Annotated in this window: 15 protein-coding genes and 1 pseudogene; 7 read left to right on the forward strand and 9 right to left on the reverse strand. The window is 71.3% G+C overall.

Translation table 11 applies throughout. From position 1 onward, the window contains the following. Positions 1 to 1871 (forward strand): annotated as a pseudogene (locus G3I65_RS01810) (AfsR/SARP family transcriptional regulator); the annotation flags it as partial. Between the two features lie 89 nt (positions 1872 to 1960). Here G3I65_RS01810 and G3I65_RS01815 read toward each other — a convergent pair. Next, positions 1961 to 2767 (reverse strand): ABC transporter permease, encoded by an 807-nt coding sequence (locus tag G3I65_RS01815; RefSeq protein ID WP_086862157.1) that lies wholly within the window; start codon positions 2765 to 2767, stop codon positions 1961 to 1963. Further along, positions 2764 to 3747 carry an ATP-binding cassette domain-containing protein gene (locus tag G3I65_RS01820; RefSeq protein WP_160694110.1) on the reverse strand — a complete coding sequence of 328 codons (984 nt, stop codon included), beginning with the start codon at positions 3745 to 3747 and terminating at the stop codon, positions 2764 to 2766. Before G3I65_RS01820 ends, G3I65_RS01815 begins: the two co-directional genes overlap by 4 nt. A gap of 106 nt (positions 3748 to 3853) precedes the next feature. On the opposite strand from G3I65_RS01820, the gene G3I65_RS01825 reads away from it, so the two are divergent. Continuing rightward, a complete protein-coding gene (locus G3I65_RS01825; RefSeq protein ID WP_160694112.1) occupies positions 3854 to 4870 on the forward strand; it encodes an endonuclease/exonuclease/phosphatase family protein in 1017 nt (338 codons plus the stop codon). Here G3I65_RS01825 and G3I65_RS01830 read toward each other — a convergent pair. Both G3I65_RS01830 and G3I65_RS01835 read right to left on the reverse strand, forming a co-directional pair. Then, positions 4867 to 5661 carry a Sir2 family NAD-dependent protein deacetylase gene (locus tag G3I65_RS01830; protein ID WP_160694114.1) on the reverse strand — a complete coding sequence of 265 codons (795 nt, stop codon included), beginning with the start codon at positions 5659 to 5661 and terminating at the stop codon, positions 4867 to 4869. The genes G3I65_RS01825 and G3I65_RS01830 overlap by 4 nt on opposite strands. Next, on the reverse strand, positions 5654 to 5965 hold the full coding sequence (locus tag G3I65_RS01835; RefSeq protein WP_125308236.1) for an antibiotic biosynthesis monooxygenase: 312 nt from the start codon (positions 5963 to 5965) through the stop codon (positions 5654 to 5656). Before G3I65_RS01835 ends, G3I65_RS01830 begins: the two co-directional genes overlap by 8 nt. Positions 5966 to 6016: 51 nt before the next feature. On the opposite strand from G3I65_RS01835, the gene G3I65_RS01840 reads away from it, so the two are divergent. Continuing rightward, the gene (locus G3I65_RS01840; protein WP_160694116.1) at positions 6017 to 7402 is read left to right on the forward strand and encodes an ATP-binding protein; all 1386 of its coding nucleotides are present in this window, start codon (positions 6017 to 6019) and stop codon (positions 7400 to 7402) included. On the opposite strand, the gene G3I65_RS01845 is transcribed toward G3I65_RS01840, so the two are convergent. Next, a complete protein-coding gene (locus tag G3I65_RS01845) occupies positions 7388 to 8794 on the reverse strand; it encodes a M1 family metallopeptidase (protein ID WP_160694118.1) in 1407 nt (468 codons plus the stop codon). The two genes, G3I65_RS01840 and G3I65_RS01845, sit on opposite strands and share 15 nt — an antisense overlap. A 74-nt stretch (positions 8795 to 8868) precedes the next feature. Between G3I65_RS01845 and G3I65_RS01850 the strand changes: the two genes are divergently transcribed. Further along, complete coding sequence (locus G3I65_RS01850) at positions 8869 to 9615, forward strand: alpha/beta fold hydrolase (protein WP_160694120.1); 747 nt, start codon at positions 8869 to 8871, stop codon at positions 9613 to 9615. A 62-nt stretch (positions 9616 to 9677) separates the two neighbouring features. Here G3I65_RS01850 and G3I65_RS01855 read toward each other — a convergent pair whose 3' ends face one another. From G3I65_RS01855 to G3I65_RS01870, 4 genes are all read right to left on the reverse strand, one after another. Next, positions 9678 to 10634 (reverse strand): N-acetylmuramoyl-L-alanine amidase, encoded by a 957-nt coding sequence (locus G3I65_RS01855; RefSeq protein WP_160694122.1) that lies wholly within the window; start codon positions 10632 to 10634, stop codon positions 9678 to 9680. A 63-nt stretch (positions 10635 to 10697) separates the two neighbouring features. Beyond that, positions 10698 to 11573 carry an A/G-specific adenine glycosylase gene (locus G3I65_RS01860; protein WP_160694124.1) on the reverse strand — a complete coding sequence of 292 codons (876 nt, stop codon included), beginning with the start codon at positions 11571 to 11573 and terminating at the stop codon, positions 10698 to 10700. A gap of 98 nt (positions 11574 to 11671) precedes the next feature. Further along, positions 11672 to 12163: a carbonic anhydrase gene (locus tag G3I65_RS01865; RefSeq protein WP_125308230.1), complete on the reverse strand. Its 492-nt coding sequence runs from the start codon at positions 12161 to 12163 to the stop codon at positions 11672 to 11674. Positions 12164 to 12265: 102 nt separating this feature from the next. Then, positions 12266 to 13366 carry a LacI family DNA-binding transcriptional regulator gene (locus tag G3I65_RS01870; RefSeq protein WP_160694126.1) on the reverse strand — a complete coding sequence of 367 codons (1101 nt, stop codon included), beginning with the start codon at positions 13364 to 13366 and terminating at the stop codon, positions 12266 to 12268. Between the two features lie 179 nt (positions 13367 to 13545). Between G3I65_RS01870 and G3I65_RS01875 the strand changes: the two genes are divergently transcribed. The 3 genes from G3I65_RS01875 to G3I65_RS01885 are packed head-to-tail and all read left to right on the forward strand — an operon-like array spanning position 13546 to position 16187. Next, entirely contained in the window at positions 13546 to 14454 is a 909-nt protein-coding gene (locus G3I65_RS01875) for a metal ABC transporter solute-binding protein, Zn/Mn family (RefSeq protein ID WP_160694128.1), read from the forward strand. 2 nt (positions 14455 to 14456) lie between these two features. Next, positions 14457 to 15302, forward strand: coding sequence for a metal ABC transporter ATP-binding protein (locus G3I65_RS01880; protein ID WP_160694130.1), 846 nt, complete (start codon positions 14457 to 14459; stop codon positions 15300 to 15302). Positions 15303 to 15305: 3 nt separating this feature from the next. Continuing rightward, a complete protein-coding gene (locus tag G3I65_RS01885; protein ID WP_160694132.1) occupies positions 15306 to 16187 on the forward strand; it encodes a metal ABC transporter permease in 882 nt (293 codons plus the stop codon). Positions 16188 to 16226: the final 39 nt, after the last annotated feature.

Consider the following 16226-nt stretch of genomic DNA (forward strand, 5'->3'; position numbering starts at 1 on the left):
CGCGGTTGTTCCTCGACCGGGCCGCGGCCGTGCGCCCCGACTTCGTGCTCGACGAGTCCACTGTGGACCAGGTCGGCGAGATCTGCCGCCGGCTCGACGGGATGCCGCTGGCGCTGGAGCTGGCCGCGGCCCGGCTGCGGTCGATGACCGTCGCCCAGATCGCCGGCCGGCTCGGCGACCGGTTCCGGCTGCTGACCTCGGGCAGCCGGACGGCGCTGCCCCGGCAGCGGACGCTGCGCGCGGTCGTCGAATGGAGCTGGGACCTGCTGACCGAGGCCGAGCTGGTGCTGGCCCGGCGGCTCGCGGTGTTCGCGGGCGGGGCCGAGCTGGGGCCGATCGAAGCCGTCTGCGCGGACGAGCTGCTGCCCGCCGCCGACGTCCCGTACGTGCTCGGCAGCCTGGTCGAGAAGTCCATTGTGGACACCGTGGACGGCGGCTCCGGCGAGCCGCGGTACCGGATGCTCGAGACGTTGCGCGCGTACGCCACCGAGCGGCTGGTCGAATCGGGCGAGCACGACCGGACGCGCCACGCGATGGCCTCCTTCTACGGCGAGCTCGCGCAGCGGCTCGAGCCGACGCTGCGCACCGCCGACCAGCTGCGGGCGATCGACCAGTACGAGGCCGAGAGCGCGAACATGATCGCCGCCCTGCGCGGCGCGATCGAAGCGTCCGATGTGGACAACGCGGTCGAGCTGCTGGACGGGATGTTCTGGTACCTGACCATCCTCGGCCAGGGCCACCGGGTCGGCGGGCTGATCCGCGAGACCCTCGACTTCGGCGACCGGCTGCCGCCCGCGGTCGGGGCGGCCTACCGGGCGCTGGTCTACCTGATGGACGCGGTCCCGGTCCGGTCCGACCAGAGCGAGATCCTCCGGCTGGTCGACGAATGCGTGCGCACGGACGCGGTGGAGCGCTACCCCGGGCTCGCGGTGGCGCTGCCGATGCTGGCCTTCCTCGGTGGCGACCGCGAAATCGCCGCCCGCGAGGTGCACCGGGCGCAGGAGAGCGCGGACACGTGGACGCGTGCCGGCGGCCACTGGGTGGAGAGCTTCCTGCTCGACGACGCTGGTGACGTCGCGGGCGCGGACCGGGCGCGCGATCTGGCGCACGCCGGGTTCGAAGCGGTCGGTGACCGCTGGGGCACCGCGATGACGTTGAGCTTCAAGGCGTACGCGCTGTCCCAGGACGGCGACAGCGCGAAGGCCATCGAGATCTACCAGGAGGGCCTGGCGCTGTCGATGGAGCTGCGGTCCTATGAGGACGCCGTGCAGCACTGGTGGCGGCTGGCCGTCGAGCGGGCGCGCACCGGCGACTTCGAAGGGGCGTGGCGCGACCAGGAAGCCGCGGAGCGCTACGGCGAAGACATCACGAACCTGCAGCACCGCGCGATCCTGATGTTCGGGCGGCTCGAACTGCTGCTGCGCACCGGCGAGCTGACCGAGGCGCGGGCGCTGCTCGACCGCGTCACCGCGATGGGCGGCGACGACTGGTTCCCCGGCGGCATCGGCGACGAGTTCGTGCACGCCTTCGAGGCGCGGCTCCTGCTGGCCCAGGAGCGCGCCGACGAGGCGGAACCGCACGCGGCCGTCGCGATCCGGGCGACGAACCGGCGGGGCGACATGCCGGACATGGCGGGCGCGGTGGAACTGCTGGCGATGATCCGCGCGCAGCAGGGCAGGCACGAGACGGCGGCCCGGGTGCTCGCCGCGTCGGCCGTCATCCGCGGGCGGCTGGACCTCGGCAGCCCGGAGGTCCGCGCGCTCATCGACGACCTGCGCGCGTCCCTTCCCGGCTACGACACCCTCTACGAGGAGTGCCGCAACCTGTCCAAACCGGACGCGATCGCCTGGCTCCTGGCCGAACTGGGCTGAAAACGGTCGTGAGTGGCAAGTCGGGTTAGAACCCTACTTGCCACTCACGACCTTCCCCTGGTGCGGAACACCCCCGTGTCTCCGCGCCCTCACACCCGCCGGCGGTAGGCCCACGTGGCCAGCGGGAAGAACACCACGACGGCACCGGCCATCCAGGCCAGCGCGCCGGCCAGCGGCCCGGCGACGGCGCCGCCGTTCATCAGGCCGCGCAACGCGTTCGCCATCAGGCTGACCGGGCTGATGTCGGCCCACGCCCGCAGCCAGCCCGGCATGGTCGACGTCTGCACGAACACGTTGCTGCCGAACGTCAGCGGCATGATGAAGACGAACATCAGCGCCTGCGCCGAACCCGGCGTCTTCATCAGCATGCCGACGAACACCGAGCCCCAGCAGAAGCTAAGCCCGAACGCCAGCGCGAGCAGGATGGCCACGGCGAACTCGCCGGGGCTGGTCGCGATCCGGTAGCCCATCAGCGTCGCGACGACCATCAGCACGGCCAGGCACACGACGTACCGCACGACGTCGGCGAGCACCGCGCCGATCAGCGGTGCCGAGCGGGCGATCGGCATGCTGCGGAACCGGTCGAACACGCCCTTGGTGACGTCGGTGTTGAGCTGCACGCCGACGGTCAGGCAGGCCTGCAGGATGTTCATCACGATGATGCCGGGCACCACCATCTGCAGGTAGGCGTCGGTCGAGCCGGACAGCGCGCCGCCGAACAGGTAGACGAAGATGACCAGGAAGACGATCGGCATCAACGTGACGTCGGCGAGCTGTTCGGGGTTCTTGCGGATCTTCAGGATGCCGCGCCAGGCCAGCGAAAGCGCGTGCTGGAAACCCTTGGCGGGGCTGATGTGCCGCGGCGGGGCCGGGCGGTCGAGCGCCAGCGTCGTCATGCCAGGCTCCCTTCGAGGTCGCGGGTGGTGTCCTCAGTGGACGCTTCGGCCGTGTGCCCGGTGAGGGCGAGGAACACCTCGTCGAGGCTGGGCAGCCGCAGCGCCAGCTCGTCCGCGGTGATCCCGGCTTCGTCCAGCTTGTGGACCAAAGTGGACAGCAGGACGGGGTCGTTGACCGGCGCGGTGAGCAGCCCGGTCCCGTTGTCGCGGGACGGCCGGACCCCGGACAGGTCACCGAGGATCCGGTCGACGGCGTCCATGTCGGACAGTTGCGTCGGGCGCACCTGCAGCGTCTGCCCGCCGACGCGGCGCTTCAGCTCGTCGGCGCGGCCGTCGGCGACGACGCGGCCGTGGTCGAACACGGTGATCTTGTCGGCCAGCTGGTCGGCTTCCTCCAGGTACTGCGTGGTCAGCAGCACGGTCGCGCCCTCGGCGACGAGGCCGCGGACGACGTCCCAGACCTCGTTGCGGGCGTGCGGGTCGAGGCCGGTGGTCGGTTCGTCGAGGTAGAGCACCTCCGGGCCGCCGACGAGGCTGGCGGCCAGGTCGAGCCGCCGCCGCATGCCGCCCGAGTAGGTCCGGATCGGCCGCTTGGCCGCCTTGGTCAGCTCGAACCGCTCGATCAGCTCGGCGGCCCGCTTCTTGGCGTGCGCGCGGGGCATCCCGTAGAGCCGTCCGATGAGGACCAGGTTCTCGGTCCCGTTCAGGTCCTCGTCGACCGACGCGTACTGCCCGGTCAGCCCGATCAGGCTCCGGACCCGGACCGGGTCCTTGACGACGTCGTAGCCGCCGACCGTGGCTCTGCCGTCGTCGGGTTTCATCAGGGTCGCCAGGATCCGGACGGCGGTCGTCTTGCCGGCGCCGTTCGGCCCGAGCACCCCGACCACCTGGCCGAACGGGACTTCGAGGTCCACCCCGTCCAGCGCCTTGGTGTCCCCGAAGTGTTTGACCAGGCCCTCGGCCTGGATCGCGTGCGACATGGGCGTCCTCCTTCGCTGTCGCGTTCTGAAGAGAACTGTGGACGCCGGCGCTGGTAGCCCGCGCACAGCGCGCTGGCAGCGGCTGGCAGCCGCTGGTGGAGATCTTGTGGAGGAGTTGTCGGTGCCCGAGCCACCGGCGGCGGTCCTCGGCATACTCGGCGGCATGGTCCTTGCGGAAGAGACGCGGTCACGGCGGAAGAACCCGCTGGTCACGGCCTTGCTGGTGGTACCGGTCGTGCCGCTGGCCGGCCTGGCGGCGCTGCGCCTGATCGGCTTCGACGGCAGCTGGTACACCCTGATCGCGCTGGCACTGACGCCGTACGCGGTGGTCGCGGGCCTGCTCGCCGGTGGCCTGGCACTGGCCTGCCGGCGCTGGTGGACCGGCGGGGTCGCGCTGGTGCTGTCGATCGCGCTGGCCGTCCTGGTGGTCCCGCGGCTGTCCGCGAGCGAGCAGCGCGAGGTGCACGGCAAGACGCTGCGGGTGCTCTCGTCGAACCTGCTCTACGGCCAGGCGGACCCGAAGGCGGTCGTCGACCTGGTGCGCGAGCAGCGGATCGACGTGCTGAACCTGGTCGAGATGACGCCCCGGGTGGTCGACGGGCTGACCGCGGCCGGGCTGTTCCAGCTCCTGCCGTACCGGGTGCTGCACCCGGCGCCGGGCGCGTTCGGCTCGGGGATCGTGTCGCGCTTCCCGCTGAAGGAGGTCAACCTGACCGGCGATTCGGCGGCCAAGCAGCCGGGCGCGCAGGCCGACCTCGGCGACGGCGTGGTGGCGGAGATCGTCGCCGTGCACCCGATCTCCCCGGACGTCGACACCCCGCAGTGGGAGCGCGAGATGAAGGACCTCTCGCGCGCGGCGGGCGAGCACGGCCTGCGCATCCTGGCGGGCGACTTCAACGCGACGCTGGACCACGCGGCGTTCCGCACCGTGCTGTCCCGCGGCTACAACGACGCGGCGGAGGAACACGGCTCGGCGCTGACCCCGACGTGGCCCTCGTCACTGCCGGTGGTGACGATCGACCACGTCGTCGTCGACAACCGCGCGGCGGTGCTGGACTACCGGGTGTTCGACGTCCCGGGCAGCGACCACCGGGCGGTGTTCGCCGAGGTGCGCCTGCCTTAGGCCAGCAGGGCGGTCAACGTCTCCAGCGCGCCGGCCGGGATCGAGATGCCGCGGTTGTGGCGGATCTCGGGTTCGCGCGGGTTGATCCGGATCAGCGCGCCGGTCGCCGCGCTGGCGAGTTCGCTGTAGCGGCGGACCGTCGGGACCGCCTGGCCCGCGCCCAGTTCCACCACGACGAGGTCGCGCGCGGTGCGGCGCCACGCCGTCAGCTCGTCGAGCTGGGCCTGGCTGCGGTGCGGGACCCAGTCGTAGTCACCGAACATCAGGATGTTGGGCCGGGCGAGCCCGCCGCAGCGGGGGCACGACGGCAGCGGCGGCACCGCGCGCATGGTCTCTTCGTCGATTTCGACGTCGGCGCCGGCGGGCCAGATGTCGCTCGTGCAGCCGGACAGGCACTGCAGGTGGTGGATCGAGCCGTGCGCTTCGGCGACGTGCTCGAAGCCCGCCGTCTGGAACTGTCCGTCCACATTGGAGGTGAAGACCCGGGTGCCGCCGGGCGGGCGGACGTCGAGCAGCAGCCGGAACCCGTCGTGCGGCACGGTTTTCCGGTACAGCGCAAGCCGGTGGCCGTAGAAACCCCAAGCCAGCTCGGGGTCTTCGGCGAAGTGGCGCGGGTCGGCGAGCTCCTCGAACCGCAGCCCGAGCCGGGCGTACGGCGGGTACGCGCGCCAAAAGCCTTCGCCACCGCGGAAGTCCGGGAGGCCGGAGTCGACGCCCATGCCGGCGCCGGCGCAGATCAGCAGTGCGCCGGCGCCGTCGAGCAGCTCCGCGGCACGAGCGAGGTCACTCACCCGGCTGCGAACCGAGGACGACCTCGAACTCCAGCAGGTTCGCCCCGGTGGAAACCGGCTTGGCGCGCTCGCCCGAGTGCGCGGCCGCGGCCGGGCCGCCCTTCGCCCACGCCTGGTAGGCCTCTTCCGTCTCCCACTTCGTGTACACGAAGTAGCGCGTCTCGCCGGAAACCGGGCGCAGCAGCTCGAACCCGAGGAACCCGGGCTGCTGGTCGACGGCGTGCAGCCGCGCCGCGAACCGCTTCTCCAGCTCGGGGCCGGCGCCTTCGGGAACTTCGATCGCGTTGATCTTCACGACACTCATGGGTGACAGCCTAGTTGGCCCCGGCCTGTGATCCGTGCCACTGTGAAACCCATGGGGAGCACCGAGCGCGACCTCGCCGCCGACTTGCAGCGCATCATCCGCGCGACCGCCGACTCCGTGGCCGGGAGCGGGGGCAACGAGCTGATCGACCGCGTCACCGGGCACGTCGGGCCGCTGCCCGGCGTGGTGGTCGTGACGCGCAACTGGCCGATGTGGGAGCACGCGAACATCCAGCGCGGCGTCGACGCCTACCTCGCCGAACACGGCACCGACGTCGGCTGGTTCGGCATCGCGGGCGGCCAGCGCACGCACGAGGACCTGATCGGGATGCTCGTGATCGCGCGCAAGCAGGGCACGTTCGAGCTCGGCTCGGTCGACTACACGACGACGGCGACCGGCCCCGAAGACGCGACCGAGGCCGTGCAGCTCGGGCTCGTCGGCACGCGCGCGCCGGGCGGCGAGCCGGTGCTGCTCGCGATCCGCGGCGCGAATCCGCAGTGGGGACAGATGGAGTGCCGGCTCGAGGTGCTGGCGACGTCGCGGGCGATCGCGACGGAGGTGCGCGACCGCGTCGAGCGCGTGATGGCCCGGCACGACGTGCTGCGCGGGCAGGTGCTGGCCTTCGGCGCCAGCGAGAACCGCGGCAACGACCTGCTGACGTTCCTGCCGCGGCCCTCGCTGACCGGCGAGGAGGTCGTGCTCCCCGACGGCGTGCTGGAGGCGATCGAGCGGCACACGGTCGGCATCGCGGAGCACGGCGAGCGGCTGCTGGCCGCCGGGCAGCACCTCAAGCGCGGCCTGCTGCTGCACGGCCCGCCCGGCACCGGCAAGACGCACACCGTCCGGTACCTGATGAGCCGCCTGCCGGACACCACGGTGATCATCCTGACCGGCACGGCGATGCGGTTCGTGGCGAAGGCGGCGGCGCTGGCGCGGCGGCTGCAGCCCAGCGTGGTCGTGGTGGAGGACGTCGACCTGATCGCCCAGGACCGCAGCTACGGCCCGGACGCGCACCCGTTGCTGTTCACCCTCCTCGACGCGATGGACGGCGTGGGCGGCGACGCCGACGTGACGTTCCTGCTCACGACGAACCGGGCGGGCGCGCTGGAGCGGGCACTGGCCGACCGCCCGGGCCGCGTCGACCTGGCCGTCGAGATCCCGCTCCCGGACGCGGCGGGCCGGGAGGCGTTGCTGCGCCTGTACGCGCGCGGGCTGAAGCTGACGGCGGACCTCGAGCCGATCGTGGCGGCCACCGAGGGCGTGACGGCGTCCTTCGCGAAGGAGCTGCTGCGGCGCGCGTCGTTGTTGTCGCTGGCTTCGCGGCCGGAGGACGAGGTCGTGGTGGGTGACGAGGAGCTGACGACGGCGCTGCGGGAGATGCAGGACGCGCGGAGTTCCTTGACGCGGTCGTTGCTGGGCAGTTCAGCTGCGCAGTGAGCCGGGGAAGAGGTCGGCGTCCGCGGGGAGGGTCGTGCCGCGGAACCACTCGTCGAAGAAGCTCTTCAGGTTCTTGCCGCTGATCCGCGTCGCCATCGCTTCGAAGTCCGCCCACGTCGCGTTCGCGTGGCGGTAGCGGGACGGCCACTCCTTCAATAGCCGGTCGAACGCCGGGTCGCCGATCTCGCGGCGGAGGGCGTGCAGCGCCAGGATCCCCTTGTTGTAGACGCCTTCGAACTCGTGGCCCTGGCCCATCCCGACGAGCTTCTGCGCCCAGAAGTCCGTGCTGCCGCGGGTGATTTCGATCGCCGCGCGGTAGCGGTCGTCCAGGCTCTGGCCCTCGCGCTCGGCCCACAGCCACTGCGCGTACGACGCGAAGCACTCGTTCAGGCAGATGTCGGACCAATCGTGCAGCGAGACCGAGTCGCCGAACCACTCGTGGGCGTTCTCGTGCACCAGCGTCGGCAGGTCGGCCCACTTCGCGTACGTCGGCCGGGTCTGCGTCTCGAGCGAGAAGTGGACGTCCTCGTTCAGGAAGATGCCACCGGCCGCCGACTGCGGGTACGGGCCGAACTTGGCGCTCAGGAAGCCGAGCACCTCGGGCAGCCGGTCGCCGATTGCGCGGTGGCCTTCCGCGCCCGGGGCGTACGCCGAGACCACCGGGGTGCCGTCCGGCAAAGTCGACTTGTCGATGCTGAACTTGCCGATCGCGATCGTCGTCAGGTAGCTCGCCACCGGGTTCGGCTCGGTCCACGTGCCCGGCGGGCCTTCGCGGCCGTTCGAAAGCACCGTCCACCCGGCCGGGACGCGCGCGGTGAGCGTGAAGGTGGCCTTGTCGCGCGGGGTTTCGTTCACCGGGTACCAGAACGCGGCCGAGTGCGGCTCGCCGACCATGTACGCGCCGCCGTCGGCCGAGTGCTGCCAGCCGTTCTCGCTGCCGCCGTCGTGCGGGGTCTTCGCCGGGTCGCCGCCGTAGCGCACCCGCGTGCGGAACGTCGTCCCGGCGCGGATCGGCGCCGCCGGCGTGATCACCAGTTCGTGCGCCTTCTCCCGGCTGAAGCGTGCCGGCTGTCCGTCGACGTCGACGGCGTGCACGTCCAATCCGCGCAGGTCGAGGTCGAAGCGGCTCAGGTCCTGGGTGGCCCGGGCGGTGACCGTCGTGTCGCCGTCGAGGTGCCCGCTCGGCGGGTCGTAGGTGACGCCGACCTGGTAGCCGAGGGCGTCGTAGCCGCCGTTGCCGTCGTCGGGGTAATACGGATCACCGGCGCCGGACGCACCTGGCGTGGGGTGCATCGGCGGCGGCTGGGGCACGCCGGAGACGGCGTCACCACTGCAAGCCGCGGCGAGAACCACCGCGGCGCAGACGGCGAGGGCAGCGAGTCGGCGGCGCATGAGACCACCATAGGTGATGGAAAGCGATCACTCCGTCACGTTCCGGAGCAGGGCTTATGTGGTTAGGTGGCCGCGTGCTCTGTTTCGGCGGCACGGGCGTGCCGATCGTGCTGCTCCACGGACTGATGGGCCGCGCGCGGACGTGGTGGCGGGTCGCGGAGTGGCTCCGGCCCTACGGCGCGGTGTACGGCTTCGACGCCCGCGGCCACGGCAGCGCCCCGCGGGTCGGGCCGTGGACGACCGAGCGGTTCGCCGACGACATCGCCGAGGCGCTGCGGACCCTGGACGCGGGCCCGGCGGTGCTCATCGGGCACTCGATGGGCGGCCTGCACGCGTGGGCGACCGCGGCGAAGCACCCCGAGCTGGTGCGCGCGGTCGTGTCCGAGGACTTCGCGCCGGACCAGCGCGGCCGGACCGTCGAGACCTGGCGCGGGTACTTCGAGAGCTGGCCGGTGCCGTTCAAGTCGCTCGACCACGTCCGCGAGTTCTTCGGCGACGCGGGCGAGTACTTCGCGGACTGCGTCGAGGAGCGCGAAGACGGCTACCACCTGGTCGCCGACCTGGAAGACCTGTACGTCATCGCGGCCGAATGGGGCCGGCGCGACTACTGGGACGTCGTCGACGCCATCCGCTGCCCGCTGCTGCTGGTCGAGGGCGAGCACACGGCGATGCCGCCCGGCCAGCAGGCCGCCGTCGCGGCCCGGGTGCCGGGCGCGAAGCACCTCGTGGTGCCGGGTTCGGCGCACCTGCCCCACGACGAGGCCCCGGAGACCTACCGCGGCGCGGTGGAAGCCTTCCTGTCCGACGTCTTACTGCGCTAAAGCCGCATCTTTCTCGCCGAAAGATGCGGCTTTAGCACCCACAAGGGTGACGGGGGTGGGGGCTAGATTTCGGAAAGGTCGGATCGCCAGGCCGCGGCCGAGCGGCCGGCCGGGACGATCAGCGGCCAGACGTCGGCGCCGAGGAAGCCCGTTTCGTCGGCCGCCTTCGCCGCGTTGCAGGTGTCCCGCCCGAGGCCGGCCCGGGCCGAGAGCGTGGCGACGGCGTCCTTTGTGGACTGCCCGAAGACGCCGTCGGTCGGCACGTCGAAGCCGGTCTGGCGCAGGAACTCCTGCGCCAGCTGGACCTTCCGGCCGGTGGCGCCGGGCTTGAGCAGCGGCCACTCCGCCTCGGCGCGCGCGACCGAGACGCCGAGCACGCGGCCCACCGCCGTCCGCAGCTCCGGCAGCCGGTTGTAGAGCACCTGGCCGGGGCACTCGGTCGAGTTGAAGTCGCGGTGGCCCTTGATGAATTCGGGCGAAATGCCGTACTGGTGGGCGATGTAGGCGACCAGGCCGACCAGCGAGTCCCACAGCGCCTGCGGCACGTCGACCGTGCTGTAGAGGCCCTCGTTCTCGATGCCGATGACCTCGCTGTTGTGGTTGGCGACGTTCGCGCCTTGGACGTGCTGCGTGCCGCCGCGCAGGATTTCGAGGCTGCGGTGCCTGCCTTCGGTGACGAACCCGCCGCGGCTGTTCGTGAACTGCTGGCCGCTGTCGATCCAGCCGTTCTTGTCCATGTGCAGGTTCTGGATGTACCGCGAGACGTAGAACGCGCGCGCCAGCGAGAAGTCGTTGTTCATCGGCGGATCGACGGCGTGGTGCACGACGATGTAGGTCGGCTTGTGGTTCTCCACCACGATCGTGCCGGCGGCGGGGCGGGCCCCCCACTCGGACGTCGGGTGGATCGTCGGTGTCGGCACGGCCGCTGCGGCCGTCCCCGTGGTCGTCATCCCCAGTGCGCCGGCCGCGGTCGCGGTCGCCCCTGCCTTGAGCAGGGTCCGGCGGTCAACAGTGACCATGCGGAGAAAGGTAGCTCCGGAACGCGCCGGAGACAACTATTGACCAACTTTGGTTGTAGTGCGTCAGTGTTCACCCGGCAGCGCGAAGAGACCGTCGCGGGTTTGTTCGAGGAGGCCGTCGACCAACAGGGAGTCAAGGCAGCGGTCGCGCTGCCCGGCCTCGTGCCAGACGAGGTCCAGCTTCGCCTTCTCGACCGGCCCTTCGCTGCCGCGCAGGACGTCCAGCAACCGCCCGCGGACCTGCCGGTCGGTCCCGGCGAACTTCTGCACCGGCTTGGCCGGCCCGGCGTACTCCGGCCGGCCTGCCAGCTGCCACGCGCACTCGTCGTAGATGGGGCAGTCCGCGCACTTCGGCGCGCGCGCGGTGCAGATCAGCGCGCCGAGCTCCATGATCGCGGCGGAGAACTTCGCGGCGGGCGCGTCTTCGGCGGGCAGCAGCACTTCGACGTCGTTCATGTCCCGGGTGTTCGACGCGGGCCCGGCATCCCCGGCCCCGTGCACGGCCCGCGCGACGACCCGCCGCACGTTGGTGTCGACTACGGGCGCCCGCCGCCCGTAGGCGAACGCGGCGACGGCCCGCGCGGTGTAGGCCCCGATCCCGGGCAGCGCGAGCAGGGTGTCCACATCGGACGGAACAACGTCCCCGTGCTCGCGCGCGATCACCCCGGCGGCTTCGTGCAGCCGCAGCGCGCGACGCGGGTAGCCGAGCTTCCCCCAGGCGCGGACGACCTCGCCCTGGCTCGACGCGGCCAGCGCCGAGGGCACCGGCCAGCGCGCCATCCACTCGTGCCAGATCGGCTGCACCCGGACGACCGGCGTCTGCTGCAGCATGATCTCGCTGACGAGCACGCCCCACGCCGAGCAGTCCGGCTCGCGCCAGGGGAGGTCCCGGCCGTGCGTGGAGAACCAGTCGAGCAGTACGTCAGCGTCCACAGCCACGCCGGACATTGAACCTCAGCCGCCGCTCGGCCCTGGCGGGTGGCCGGGTTGTCGTGAGTGTTTAGTGCGGTTAGAACCGCCCTAAACACTCACGAGGGCTACTTCACCTCGGTGAGCCGCCCGATCTTGACGTCGTACACGAACCCGCGGACGTTCTCGGTGTGCGGCAGGTACGCGCTGCGCCGCACCCGCTCCATCGACGTGCGGACGCTGTTCTCGACGTTGCGGAACGCCTCGACCGCCCACGTCGGGCGCAGGCCGGTGGCGTCTTCCAGCTCGTCCTTGAAGTCGTCCTCGGTGACCATCGACAGGCCGCACTCCGTGTGCTGGACGATCAGCACCTCGCGGGTGCCCAGCTTGCGCTGCGAAAGGGCCAGCGAGCGGATCACGTCGTCGGTCACCACGCCGCCCGCGTTGCGGAGGACGTGCGACTCGCCCTGCAGGAGGCCGAAGATCTCGAACACCCGGATCCGGGCGTCCATGCAGGTCAGGACCGCCACCTGGAGGGATGGCCGCGGCGTCGACCGGTCACCCGGGGTGATGTCGCCGATTTCCTGGTTGCGCTTGAGCAGTACGTCGATCGAGGTCATCGGTCACCTTCCGGCCAGTGGCCCCGCGGCGCGGGCGTGCCACTCCATTTGACCTGGTGAGTACCCCGGTGGGCAATGCACTACGAGCAATGTCACGGGTTTCTACCCGCCGAACCAGGGCTCCTCGACCGTCCGCGGCGGCGCCGACGTGCGGCCGACGCGCAGTTCGGTGGGCAGCGTGATCACCTTCGGCGCGCTGCGCTCGGCCGAGCCGAGCAGCAGGCGCCCGGCCGTCTTGCCCTTTTCGAGCACCGGCTGGTGGACCGTGGTGAGCCCGATCCGCTCGGCTTCGGCGATGCCGTCGAAGCCGGTGACGGTCAGGTCCTGCGGCACCCGCAGCCCGCGCCGTTCGGCCTCGGCCATGGCGCCGAGCGCGAGGATGTCCGAGGTGCAGATCACGGCCGTGATCTGCGGGTACGCGTCCAGCAGCTGCCGCGCGGCGGACGCGCCGTCGTCCACCGTGTGGTCGAAGCGCTCGACCACCGGGACGCCGGCCCAGTCGACGCCGGCCGCCGAGAACGCCACGGCGAGGGCTTCGAGGCGGGTGCGCTGGACGTGGAAGTGCGCGCCGCTCTGCCGCGCCGGGGAGACGAAGTCGTCGTTGCGCTCGCGGGCCAGCCGCATGCAGATGACGCCGACCTGCCGGTGGCCCAGGGTGACCAGGTGCTCGGCGATCTTGCCGACGGCCGCCGCGTCGTCCGGGCCGACGCGGTCGATGCCCTCGATGCTCGGCTGGTCGATGATCACCGTCGGCACCGGGCGCTCCAGCACGGCGGCCAGGTGCGGGTCGTCGTCCGGCACGGAGTAGACGACGAAGCCGTCGACACCCGCGCGGTGCACTGCGGCGACGTCTTCGCGGCCCGGGCTCGCGGGCACCAGGTGCAGGCCGACGCCGGCGTCTTCGCAGGCCAGGGCCAGTCCTTCGAGCACGCCGACGGCGGCGGGGTCGCGGAAGGCGTAGGAGAGGTTCTCGGTGAGCAGCAGGCCGACCGCGCCCGCCTTGCGCGTGCGCAGGGAGCGGGCGACTGGGTCGGGCCCGGGGTAGCCGAGCCGCCGCGCGGTCTCGAGGACGCGGCGGCGCAGTTCGGGGGACAGCTGGTCCGGCCGGTTGTAGGCGTTGGACACCGTGGTCCTGGACACACCGAGCTCCGCCGCGAGCGACGCCAGCGTCGCCTGCCTCCGGGTGCGAATAGGACGTCCCATCAGCAAACCGTAACGGTTCAGATCGTTTTCTTGAAGAGACACCCCGGGTGGTCGATGTCTCGATCCGCATGCATGAAGACGCATACACCAAAACGAGATCGGATGGGGAAGAAGTCATCCGGATGGGGTAAGCTGAATCTGACAACGGTTTCCATTAGCGTCTTGCAGGAGAGTCCTCGATGAGTTCCCGCCGCACCAGGAGCGCGCTCGCCGCCGCTTCGGCCCTGTCCGTGCTCGCCCTGGCCGCGTGCTCCGGTGGAACCGCCTCCGACGGCGGCGGGCAGTCCGGCGGCTCCGACAAGATCAAGGTCGTGGCGTCGACGGACGTCTGGGGCAGCGTCGTGAACGCCGTCGGCGGCGACAAGGTCGAGGTCAAGTCGGTCATCCACGACCCGTCGGCCGACCCGCACTCGTACGAGACCACCGCCGACGACGCCCTCGCGGCGAAGGACGCGAAGCTGCTCCTCTCCAACGGCGGCGGGTACGACGAGTTCTTCGACAAGCTCACCGCGCAGGCGGGGGACGCCAAGAAGCTCGTCGCCTACGACATCGCCGCGACCGGCGACGAGAACGAGCACGTCTGGTACGACCTGCCGGGCGTCGGCAAGGTCGCCGACCAGGTCGCGGCGCAGCTCGGCGAGCTGCAGCCGGCGTCGAAGCAGGCGTTCACCGACAACGCCGCCGCGTTCAAGGCGAAGGTCGGCGAGCTGGAGAAGCGCCTCGGCGAGCTGGGCACCACGCACCCGGGCGCGAAGGTCGTGGTCACCGAGCCGGTCGCGCACTACCTGCTCCAGAGCGCGAAGCTGACGGACGCGACGCCCAAGGCGTTCTCGGACGCGGTGGAGAACGACACCGACGTCCCGGCCGGCGCGGTGAACGAGTACAAGCAGCTCATCGCCACCAAGCAGGTCAAGGCCCTGATCAACAACGCGCAGACGGTGACCCCGCTGACCAAGGACGTCGTCGGGCAGGCGAAGGCCGCCGGCATCGGCGTCGTGGACGTGACCGAGACGCTGCCGCAGGGTGTGACGGACTACATTGTCTGGATGACCGGGGAAGTCGACGAGCTGGCGGGGGCGTTGAAGTAGCCATGTCTCCCGTTTCCGACGACGTACGCCCCGCGGTCCGGGTCCGCGGGGCGGGCTTGGCCTTCGGTCCCCGGACGCTCTGGTCGGGGCTGGACCTCGTCGTCGAGCCGGGCGAGTTCCTCGCCGTCCTCGGCCCGAACGGCTCCGGCAAGAGCAGCCTGCTGAAGGCGCTGCTCGGCATGCAGGGCCTCTCGTCGGGCACCGTCGAGATCGCGGGCGGGCGCCCGGGCGGCGCGAACCGCAAGATCGGCTACATCCCGCAGCAGCGCGCGATCGACGAGTCGCTGACGCTGCGGGGCGTCGACCTGGTCGGGCTCGGCCTCGACGGCCACCGCTGGGGCCCGGGCCTGTTCGGCATGGCCGCGCGCCGCCGCCGCGTCGCCGACGCCATCGCCGAGGTCGGGGCGACCAGGTACGCGAAGCAGCCGGTCGGCCGGCTGTCCGGTGGTGAGCAGCAGCGGCTGCGGGTGGCGCAGGCCCTGGTCGGCGACCCCGAGGTGCTGCTCTGCGACGAGCCGCTGCTGTCGCTGGACCTGGCGCACCAGCGCGCGATCAGCGAGCTGATCGACCACCGGCGGCGCACGGCGGACACCGCGGTGCTGTTCGTGACGCACGAGATCAACCCGGTGCTGCCGTTCGTCGACCGCGTGCTGTACCTGGTCAACGGCCAGTTCCGGATCGGCAAGCCGGACGAGGTCATGACCACGGCGACCCTGTCCGAGCTGTACGGGACCCGCGTCGAGGTGCTGAAGGTGGGCGGGCAGATCCACATCGCGGGCGCGCAGAGCGCGTTGTGCGAGGAAGAGCCGCACCACCACGAACACGACGTCGAAGAGCAAGTGGGCTGAGTCTTGGATCTGTTCGACTTCGGCAAGACGTGGGAGCTCATCACCGAGCTCTCCGGCGTGCAGACGGCGTTGCTGGCGGCGTTGATCCTCGGCCTGGTGGCCGGCGTGCTGGGCCCGCTGATCGTGATGCGGCGCATGTCGTTCGCGGTGCACGGCACGTCCGAGCTGGCCTTCACCGGCGGCGCGGCGGCGCTGCTGCTCGGCATCGGCGTCGAGTACGGCGCGCTGATCGGCGCGGTGGTGGCGGCGCTGCTGCTGGGCATCCTCGGCGCGCGCGACGCGGACCGCGACTCGGTGATCGGCGTGATCCTGTCGTTCGGGCTCGGGATGGGCGTGCTGTTCCTGTCGTTCTACAAAGGACGGTCCGGGAACAAGTTCGGCATCCTGACCGGCCAGATCATCACGATCGATTCGACGAACCTGACGTTGTTCGTGGTCTCGTCGGTGGTCGTGCTGGCGGTGCTGGCGCTGGTCTACCGGCCGTTGCTGTTCGCCTCGGTGGACCGGAACGTGGCGGTCGCGCGCGGGGTCCCGGTGAAGACGCTGACCGTGGTGTTCGCGCTGCTGGTGGGCGTTTCGACGGCGCTGAGCGTGAAGGTGGTCGGCTCGCTGCTGGTGGTCGCGTTGATGGTGACGCCCGCCGCGGCGGCGGCCCGCGTGACGGCGTCGCCGTGGAAGGCCACGGTGCTGTCGGTGGTGTTCGCGGAGGTGTCGGCGATCGGCGGGATCGTGCTGTCGCTGGCGCCGGGCCTGCCGGTGAGCGCGTTCGTGACGGCGATTTCGTTCCTGATCTACGTCGTGTGCCGGGTGCTCGCCTGGCAGCGCGACCGCCGGACGAGGGTCCGGTCCGCCGACCCGGCCCCGGACCTCGTCGCGACGGCCTAGCAGCGCCACTTTCTCTACGAAAGATGCGTCTGAAGGGGC

Source organism: Amycolatopsis sp. SID8362 (assembly GCF_010550475.1).
Lineage (GTDB): Bacteria > Actinomycetota > Actinomycetes > Mycobacteriales > Pseudonocardiaceae > Amycolatopsis > Amycolatopsis eburnea.

Coding starts and splice junctions, on each gene's coding strand:
- G3I65_RS01815 (WP_086862157.1), bottom strand. CDS start 2,767: ATGACGACGCTGGCGCTCGACCGCCCGGCCCCGCCGCGGCACATCAGC.
- G3I65_RS01820 (WP_160694110.1), bottom strand. CDS start 3,747: ATGTCGCACGCGATCCAGGCCGAGGGCCTGGTCAAACACTTCGGGGAC.
- G3I65_RS01835 (WP_125308236.1), bottom strand. CDS start 5,965: ATGAGTGTCGTGAAGATCAACGCGATCGAAGTTCCCGAAGGCGCCGGC.
- G3I65_RS01840 (WP_160694116.1), top strand. CDS start 6,017: ATGGGGAGCACCGAGCGCGACCTCGCCGCCGACTTGCAGCGCATCATC.
- G3I65_RS01845 (WP_160694118.1), bottom strand. CDS start 8,794: ATGCGCCGCCGACTCGCTGCCCTCGCCGTCTGCGCCGCGGTGGTTCTC.
- G3I65_RS01855 (WP_160694122.1), bottom strand. CDS start 10,634: ATGGTCACTGTTGACCGCCGGACCCTGCTCAAGGCAGGGGCGACCGCG.
- G3I65_RS01865 (WP_125308230.1), bottom strand. CDS start 12,163: ATGACCTCGATCGACGTACTGCTCAAGCGCAACCAGGAAATCGGCGAC.
- G3I65_RS01870 (WP_160694126.1), bottom strand. CDS start 13,366: ATGGGACGTCCTATTCGCACCCGGAGGCAGGCGACGCTGGCGTCGCTC.
- G3I65_RS01875 (WP_160694128.1), top strand. CDS start 13,546: ATGAGTTCCCGCCGCACCAGGAGCGCGCTCGCCGCCGCTTCGGCCCTG.
- G3I65_RS01880 (WP_160694130.1), top strand. CDS start 14,457: ATGTCTCCCGTTTCCGACGACGTACGCCCCGCGGTCCGGGTCCGCGGG.